General features: G+C 71.0%; 7 protein-coding genes and 1 pseudogene. 2 read left to right on the top strand and 6 right to left on the bottom strand.

Annotated features, from left to right (window positions below):
• The coding region (locus tag JNL41_RS20160; RefSeq protein ID WP_293477968.1) for a response regulator transcription factor at positions 1-715 on the top strand (715 nt) is incomplete at its 5' end.
• On the opposite strand, the gene JNL41_RS20155 is transcribed toward JNL41_RS20160, so the two are convergent.
• Both JNL41_RS20155 and dnaG read right to left on the bottom strand, forming a co-directional pair.
• Entirely contained in the window at positions 678-2447 is a 1770-nt protein-coding gene (locus JNL41_RS20155) for a hybrid sensor histidine kinase/response regulator (RefSeq protein ID WP_293477967.1), read from the bottom strand. The two genes, JNL41_RS20160 and JNL41_RS20155, sit on opposite strands and share 38 nt — an antisense overlap.
• Before the next feature lie 187 nt (positions 2448-2634).
• On the bottom strand, positions 2635-4554 hold the full coding sequence (dnaG, locus tag JNL41_RS20150) for a DNA primase (RefSeq protein WP_293477966.1): 1920 nt from the start codon (positions 4552-4554) through the stop codon (positions 2635-2637).
• Between the two features lie 160 nt (positions 4555-4714).
• On the opposite strand from dnaG, the gene JNL41_RS20145 reads away from it, so the two are divergent.
• Positions 4715-5143, top strand: a complete 429-nt coding sequence (locus tag JNL41_RS20145; RefSeq protein ID WP_293477965.1) for a GxxExxY protein — start codon at positions 4715-4717, stop codon at positions 5141-5143.
• Between the two features lie 13 nt (positions 5144-5156).
• On the opposite strand, the gene sigJ is transcribed toward JNL41_RS20145, so the two are convergent.
• From sigJ to JNL41_RS20125, 4 genes and pseudogenes are all read right to left on the bottom strand, one after another.
• Positions 5157-6020, bottom strand: a complete 864-nt coding sequence (gene sigJ, locus JNL41_RS20140) for an RNA polymerase sigma factor SigJ (RefSeq protein ID WP_293477964.1) — start codon at positions 6018-6020, stop codon at positions 5157-5159.
• 10 nt (positions 6021-6030) lie between these two features.
• Positions 6031-6576 carry a hypothetical protein gene (locus JNL41_RS20135; protein ID WP_293477963.1) on the bottom strand — a complete coding sequence of 182 codons (546 nt, stop codon included), beginning with the start codon at positions 6574-6576 and terminating at the stop codon, positions 6031-6033.
• 3 nt (positions 6577-6579) lie between these two features.
• Complete coding sequence (locus tag JNL41_RS20130; RefSeq protein WP_293477962.1) at positions 6580-6972, bottom strand: hypothetical protein; 393 nt, start codon at positions 6970-6972, stop codon at positions 6580-6582.
• Positions 6973-7249: 277 nt separating this feature from the next.
• Positions 7250-7500, bottom strand: a pseudogene (locus JNL41_RS20125) (carbamoyl phosphate synthase small subunit); the annotation flags it as partial.

Raw genomic sequence — 7500 nt, 5'->3', positions numbered from 1 at the left:
CTGGGCCGCCGGCAAACGGGATAACGTCGTGACCGAGACTTGCGCCGACGCCCCGACGCGCCGCACGCTGTGCGCCATGAAGCTGCTGGTGGTCGACGATCACGTGCTGGTGCGCCAGGGCCTGGCCGCCCTGCTGGACGGTCGCGGCGCGGCCAGCGAGGTGATCCAGGCCGGCGACGTCGCCGAGGCGCTGGCGGCGGTGCAGGCCAATCCCGACCTCGAAGCCGTGCTGCTCGATCTCAACCTGCCCGGCCTGGGCGGCATGGGCGCGATCGGCGAGATCGGGCGCCTGCGGCCCGACCTGCCCGTGGTGATCCTCTCCTCGTCCGAAGACCCCGAGGACGTGCGCCGCGCCCTCGACCTCGGCGCGCTGGGCTACGTGCCGAAGTCGGCCAGCCCCGAGACGCTGATCTCCGCCGTCCAGATGGTGCTGGGGGGCGAGGTCTACGTGCCGCCGCTGCTGGCCAATGCGCCGCCGCCGCCGCCGGGCATCGCCGAACTCACGCCTCGCCAGCGCGAGATCCTGGTGGCGGTCGCCCGCGGGCTCTCGAACAAGGACATCGCCGTGCGGTTCGGCCTCTCGGAGAAGACCGTGAAGGTGCATGTCGGCGCGATCTTCCGCACGCTGGCGGTCTTCAACCGCACCCAGGCGGCGGGCGCGGCCATGGCCGCGGGCCTCATTCCGCCGCAGCCGGCGCCGCCTTCCGCCGGATGAGGTTGGTCACCGCCGCGCGCAGTCGCGCGTGGCTCAGCGGCTTGTGCAGCAGCAGATGGCCGCTGTCCTGCGCCTGGCGGAGCCGCTCGGGCGAGGTCTCGCCGGTGACGATGATCGCCGGCACGTCGACGCCCACCGACGCGCGCACCTTGCGAACGGCCTCGAGTCCGCTTTCACCGTCGCGCAGGCGGTAGTCGCAGATCACCAGGTCGGGCGCGCCGCGGCCCTTCAGCGCCGCCACGCCCGCGTCGCCGCCGGGCGCGGCGATCACCACATGGCCCCAGCTTTCCAGCAGCGCCGTCATCCCCGCCCGGATCGCCTGCTCGTCGTCGATGGCCAGGATGAAGCCGGTGCGCAGGTCGCCCGCCGCGGGCCGGCGCGGGACCGGCGCCCCGGCGCGGGCCGCCGCGCGCGGCGCCAGCACCCGGAAGGTGGTCCCCTCGCCCACCCGGCTCTCCATCTCCAGCGGATGGTCGAGGATGGCGGTGAGCCGCTTGACGATGGGCAGGCCGAGACCCAGGCCCTTGGCCCGGTCGCGGTCGGGATTGCCGACCTGGTAGAATTCCTCGAACACCGCCTCGTGGAGGTCCGTCGGAATGCCCGGCCCGGTGTCGCGCACCTCGAGGCAGAACCGCCGCCCGCGCCGGCGGCAACCCACGATGATCCAGCCCTTCTGGGTGTAGCGCGCCGCATTGCCGATCAGGTTGCGCATCACCCGCTCCAGCAGCACGGGATCGCTACGCACCCAGGCGGTGGTGGGCGCGAGCACGATGTCGATCCCCTTGGCCTCGGCCTCGGGCTCCAGCTCGCGGCAGATGCGCGCGAGCAGCGGCTGCACCGGCAGGGCCACGGGCTTGCTCTCGATCACGCCGGCGTCCAGGCGCGAGATGTCCAGCAGCGAGCCGAACAGGCCGTCCAGCGCGGCGATCGAGACGTCCATCTGGTCGACGAGGTCCACGGTCCGCCTGGGCAGGCGGTGGCTGCGCATCGCGCCGATGAACATGCCGAGCGCGTGTACCGGCTGGCGCAGGTCGTGGCTCGCGGCGGCCAGGAAGCGCGACTTCGCCAGGCTGCTCTGCTCGGCCACGGACTTCTGGGCGCGGAGGTCGTCGGCCAGCGCCGCGTTCTCGAACCGCAGCGTCAGCGCCTCCTCCAGGCTGGCGTTGAAGCGCCGGCCCATGGCCGCCACGCTGGGCAGCCACAGCCCCAGCAGCACCGCGCAGGCGATGTGCAGCGTGTCGCCCTGCAGCAGCAGCCAGGGGATCACCGAGAGGAACGGGACGAAGAAGCTGTAGAGCGCCGGGCGGAACGATCCCGCCGAGCCGATCACGCCGTAGGTCCCCACCACCATCGCCGCCAGCACCAGCGCCTGCAGGTCGAAGCGGTCGGGCGCCAGCAGGAACGGCAGCACCGCCGCCCAGGTCAGGCCGCTGACGATGCAGCCGGCGGTGGCCCGCCAGCCCCACCTGGCCCAGTCGCCGACCGGCGGGTCGGCCTTGAAGTAGGCGCGGCGCACGAAGAGCCTCACCGCGGTGTGGAACGCCAGGAAGCCCAGCCAGACGGCGGCCACGACCGGCGTCAGCGTCTTCTCCCAGATCAGGATGCCGCCCAGCGTCGCGGCGGCCAGCATCGTCGAGAAATAGGTGGAGCCGTCCGCATAGAGCAGGCGCACCTGCTCGGCCCGCACGATGTCGGTGAGGCTCGGGCGCTCGCCGCCGATCTCGTCGCTCATGGGCCGAACCCTCCCCGAGCCAGGCCGTGTCCCGCCGATTGTCACGCAACTGCGCGCGCACCGCTACAGGCGCGCCCGCAGTCCTGCGATCCTCACCCTAGGCTGCGACCGGGCGCCGCGAAATCGGACGGAAGTCCTACGACTTTGGTCTTAAGTCCTGCCTCGCGCGCCTGCGGGTGCGGCAAGGTCAGTGCGGGAGCACCGGGTGGGCCTCGTCCTCGCCGCTGGCCCAGTCGCTGTTGATGAGCCGGCGCAGGTGGTCGCGCTCGGCCTTGAGCGTGGCGAGCGTCGCCAGCGCGCTGGGGTCGCGTGCGATATCCTGGCGGGCGGCCTCCGCGGCCCGCTCCAGGCTCTCCAACTGCATCAGCAGGTCGAAGGCCTGCCGCCACAGCAGCCGCGCCCGCTCGCCGCTCTCGCGCAGGAAGGGCGCCGCGACGCCGGCGCGCTCGGCCTCGCGCTGCACCCGATCGAGGTCGTCCTGGCTGATGCCGCTGGCCAGCAGCCGCCGCTGCAGCGTCTCCATCTCCAGGTGCTCGGTCTCGTAGCGCAGGCGCACCAGTTCCCGCGCGATCTTGTCGAGCTGCTCGTCGCCGAACCCGTGCGAGCCCACGCGCTCGATGGCGTCGTCGATCACCGTCGGGTCCAGGAGCGCCGCCCGCGCCAGCGCCGCCGGCAGCGCCCGCGGCGCGCGGCGCATGCGCTCGGCCGCATCCTTGGCCTCGGGCGTGGCGCCGGCCAGCGCCGCGCGGCGCTTGGCCCAGCCGTGCCTGGAGAGCGCCCGCCCTGCGGCGCCCGCCTCGTAGACCGGCGCCTGGCGCGGCGGCGAAAGCTGCTCGAAGCGACCCAGCAGGTCTTCCTTGTAGGCCTGGGCGAGATCGCCGTCGGCGATCCCGGCGGCGAGCTTGCGCAGCCGCACCTTGAGCGACGCCTTGCGCTCGGGTGTATCCAGCGGCTCGGCGTCGCGCTCGCGGATGAAGAGGGCCTCGGCGAAGGGCGTGGTCTGGCTGAGCTGCTGGCGCAGGACCGCAGGCCCCTGCTCGCGCAGCACATCGTCGGGGTCCTTGCCGCCCTCGACGATGGCGAACCGGAAGCTCTTACCGGGCTTCAGCAGCGGCAGCGCCCGCTCCATCGCCCGCGCTGCGGCCTGGCGTCCCGCCCGGTCGCCGTCGAAGCAGAGCGTGGGCTCCGGATGGTGCCGCCACAGCACCTCCATCTGCTCCTCGCCCAGCGCCGTGCCCATGGCCGCCACGGCCGGAACGCCCGCCCGCTGGCAGGCGATGACGTCCATGTAGCCCTCGACCACCACCAGCGGCGGCGCCTCATCGGCCTTGGCGGCCGCCAGGATCTTCCGTGCTTCCGAGAGGCCGTAAAGGTGGTGGCCCTTGTGGAAGACCACGGTCTCGGGGCCGTTCAGGTATTTCGCCCGCGCCTGCGGGTCCATCGCCCGGCCGCCGAACGAGACCACTCGACCCCGCGCGTCGAGGATCGGGAAGATGATCCGGTCGCGGAACCGGTCGTAGGGCGCGCTGCCGCTCTCCTCCGGCGCGATGAGCAGGCCCGCCTCGACCAGCTCGCCGGGCTTCGCGCCTTTGGTGACGAGGTAGTCCTTCAGCGCCGTCCGCCCGTTCGGCGAAAAGCCGATGCGGAACCGCGCCCACTCGCTCTCCGGCAGCCCGCGCCGCTCCAGATAGGCCCGCGCTTCGCGGCCCGGCGGCCGCTTCAGCTCGGCCTCGAACCACTGCGCCGCCAGCTCCAGCCAGTCGGCGAGGCCCTGCCGCTGCTTCTCCTGCTCGGCGCCGCGCGGGTCCACCTCGGGCAGCGCCAGCCCCGCCTCGCCTGCCAGCCGCTCCACCGCCTCGGCGAACGACAGCCGCTCGGTCTCCTGCAGGTAGGTGATCAGGTCGCCCGTCTTGCCCGACGAGAAGTCGAAGAACATGCCCTTGTCGTCGTTCACGTAGAACGAGGGCGTCTTCTCCTTGTTGAACGGCGACAGGCCCACGTACTCGCGGCCCTGCTTGCGCAGCTTCACGGTGCGGCCGATCACGTCGGACGGCCTCAGCCGCGACTTGATCTCCTCCAGAAACCGCTCATCGAACCGCCCGACCATCCGCCTACCGCTAACACGCCGGACCTGCCCCGGCTGTGGACCACCGCGACGACCCTGTGGATGACAGGTCCAAAGGCATGGAACCGCGGAAAACGCGGAACGGCGCGGAAAGGATGTTCCTATATTGTTCTTTTCTACTTGTCAGGCTATTGTCCGCGGCATGGACGAGCCCAGCGGCAAGCTCCTCTATCAAGAGGAGGCGTTCCGTATTCGCGGCGTCCTCTTCCACGTCTATCGATCTATGGGCGCCGGCTTCCTCGAAGCTGTGTACCAGGAGTGCCTCGGGCTTGAGTTCGCTCGACGAGGTATCCCCTTCGTCGCCGAGCAGACTCTCGGCCTGATCTTTGACGGCGTACCGTTGAAGCAGACCTACAAGGCCGATTTCGTCTGCTTCGATCGCATCGTCGTTGAAGTCAAAGCCACGCGGACGATCGCGCCCGAGCATCGGGCGCAACTCATCAACTATCTCCGCGCGACCGGGATGAGCCTGGGCTTGCTCGTAAACTTTGGGGCGACGCGGAATGTGGAGATCGAGCGCTTCGCGCTGACCCGGCCTCTTTCCGCGAATTCCGCGTTCTCCGCGGTTTGATTCTCTTTCTTGTCTACCGCACGTGCCGCAGCTTGTCGGGGTTGCGCATGACGTAGACGGCGGCGATGCGGCCGTCTTCGCCGGGCTCCAGCGCGAAGGTCTCGGGCCCGTCGGCGAGTTCGACCAGCAGCCCGGGGTAGCCGTTGATCCGCACCGGCTCGGCGCGCTTCACGGCGATCTCGCCGCCGTGGCGCCAGACGATGCCCCGGAGCAGGCCGATGACGTCGTCGCGGCCCGCCAGCACGCGCAGCGCCGCGGTGCGCTTGCCGCCGCCGTCGCTGACCAGGATGGCGTCCTCGGTGAGCAGTTCGCGCAGCGCGCTCACGTCCGCCGTCTGGCTCGCCGCGGCGAAGGCGGCCGCCAGCTTCAGCGCCTTGTCCCGGTCGACCGTGAAGCGCGGGCGGGCGTCGGCGACATGCTCGCGGGCGCGGCTGGCGAGCTGGCGCACGGCGGCCTCGGAGCGCTCCAGTGTCTCGGCCACCTGCGCGTAGTCCTGGTCGAACACGTCGTGCAGCAGGAACACCGCCCGCTCCAGCGGCGACAGGCGCTCCAGCGCCAGCAGGAAGGCGACCGACACCTCCTCGGCCTTCTCCACCGGATCGTCGGTCAGCGGCTCGATCAGCGGCTCGGGAAGCCAAGGGCCCTTGTAGGCCGCACGCTCGACCTTGGCGGCGCGCAGGCGGTCGATGCAGAGACGCGTCGCAGCCCGCACCAGCCAGGCGGCCGGATCGGTCACGCCTTCGCCCGCCCGTTGCCAGCGCAACCAGGCGTCCTGCACCGCGTCCTCGGCCTCGGAGACCGAGCCCAGCATCCGGTAGGCCAGCCGCTTCAGCCGGCCGCGATTGGCCTCGAACGCGTCTGTCAGGGCCGCATCCATCGCCGCCATCCTACGCGGCCCGCTTCAGGGGCGCGACGGCCTCGCCGCCCACCTGCACCCGCGAGCACGCCTTGCCGTAGCCCAGGGCGTACTTGAGCGTCGGGTACATCCGCGAGGCGGTCAGCGCGAGACCGACGGCCACCAGCGCCTTGTCGCCGAAGCGCCGCACGATCTCGTCGCGCAGCGGATCGCAGGCCTCCATGTCGCGCGCCAGGCTGGCGCGAGCGAAGCGGTAGCCGAGCGCGGCCGTCTCGCCCATCGCCGCCTCGTCGCCGGCGATGATGGCGCGCAGGATCACCGGGTCCACGCCCCCGGCCGTGGCGATGTCGACGCCCACCTGTACGCACGGCCCGCAATCCTCCTGCAGCGTGCCGACGAGCCCGGCGGCGACCAGCAGTTCGGCGGGTGCGGCCTTGCGGTCCAGCGCCTGGGTCCCGAGCGCGAACTTCATGAGGCTCCACGGGTTGGCCCGCAGGACATGGCGCATGTAGCCGGCGTCGTAGTTGAACGTCGCCTCGAACCCGTCGAGCCAGCGGGAGAGCATCAGCTTCAGCATCGGTCAGGCGCCTTTCGGTTTGCGGGTGAGGGCCAGCGCGAGCGGGATCGCCGCGAGGAGGTAGACGCCCACGAAGTCGCGCTGGGCGTCGGCGAGCGGGCTCGCGCCGCAGGTGGCGTCATAGACGTGGACGGCCGCATGCGCGGTCAGCCAGAAGGCCCCGATCGCCAGCGCCGGCCATCCCTGCACCGGTCGCCACGCAAACCATCCGCACCCCAGCGCGCAGGCCAGGTAGACGCAGCCGATATCGCGCACGAAATGCGGATTGAACGGCCCAGTGGTCGGCACGCCGGGCACGGCGTCGTACCAGGTCAGCGGCGCGATGAGCATCGACACCGAGTTCGCCAGGAAGATCGGCGCCATCAGCGCCGCGACGATCCGATCCCAGTTCCGCAAGGCCCTGCTCCGTCCTGTTAGCCCCTAGGACGGACGGGCGCCGCGGTCTGTGACATCCGAAAGCCGGAACCTCGTGCTGAGAGGCCGCGAAGCGCGCGCCTCCCAGTTTTCAAGGAACCGCGGAATACGCGGAATGGCGCGGAAACAGCGCCGACGCCTTCCGCGCCATTCCGCGTATTCCGCGGTTCCAAAAACGACTGAGCCTCCGCTTGCGCGGAGGCTCCAGGAGGGCTCGGGACCCTTTCGCGTACTTGGTGTATCTCGTGGTTCCGGACGCCTACTTCGCCTTGTCCATCAGGCCCGCGAAGCGTTCGAAGATGTAGAGGCTGTCGGTCGGGCCGGGCGAAGCTTCCGGGTGGTGCTGAACCGAGAACACCGGCCGGTCTTTCAGCGCCAGGCCCGCGTTCGTGCCGTCGAAGAGCGAGACGTGGGTCTCCACCACCGGCTCGGGCAGACTGTCGCGGTCGACCGTGAAGCCGTGGTTCATCGAGACGATCTCGACCTTGCCGGTCGTCAGGTCCTTCACCG

The organism is Phenylobacterium sp., from assembly GCF_016793285.1.
In the GTDB taxonomy this organism is placed as follows: Bacteria; Pseudomonadota; Alphaproteobacteria; order Caulobacterales; family Caulobacteraceae; genus Phenylobacterium.
The sequence above is the reverse complement of the archived record's forward strand: the minus strand, read 5'-3'. Positions and strand labels throughout refer to the sequence as shown.

Bases quoted from the DNA above. Each gene is read 5' to 3' on its own strand.
- sigJ (WP_293477964.1), bottom strand. From the start codon at position 6,020: ATGGATGCGGCCCTGACAGACGCGTTCGAGGCCAATCGCGGCCGGCTG.
- JNL41_RS20145 (WP_293477965.1), top strand. From the start codon at position 4,715: ATGGACGAGCCCAGCGGCAAGCTCCTCTATCAAGAGGAGGCGTTCCGT.
- JNL41_RS20135 (WP_293477963.1), bottom strand. From the start codon at position 6,576: ATGCTGAAGCTGATGCTCTCCCGCTGGCTCGACGGGTTCGAGGCGACG.
- dnaG (WP_293477966.1), bottom strand. From the start codon at position 4,554: ATGGTCGGGCGGTTCGATGAGCGGTTTCTGGAGGAGATCAAGTCGCGG.
- JNL41_RS20155 (WP_293477967.1), bottom strand. From the start codon at position 2,447: ATGAGCGACGAGATCGGCGGCGAGCGCCCGAGCCTCACCGACATCGTG.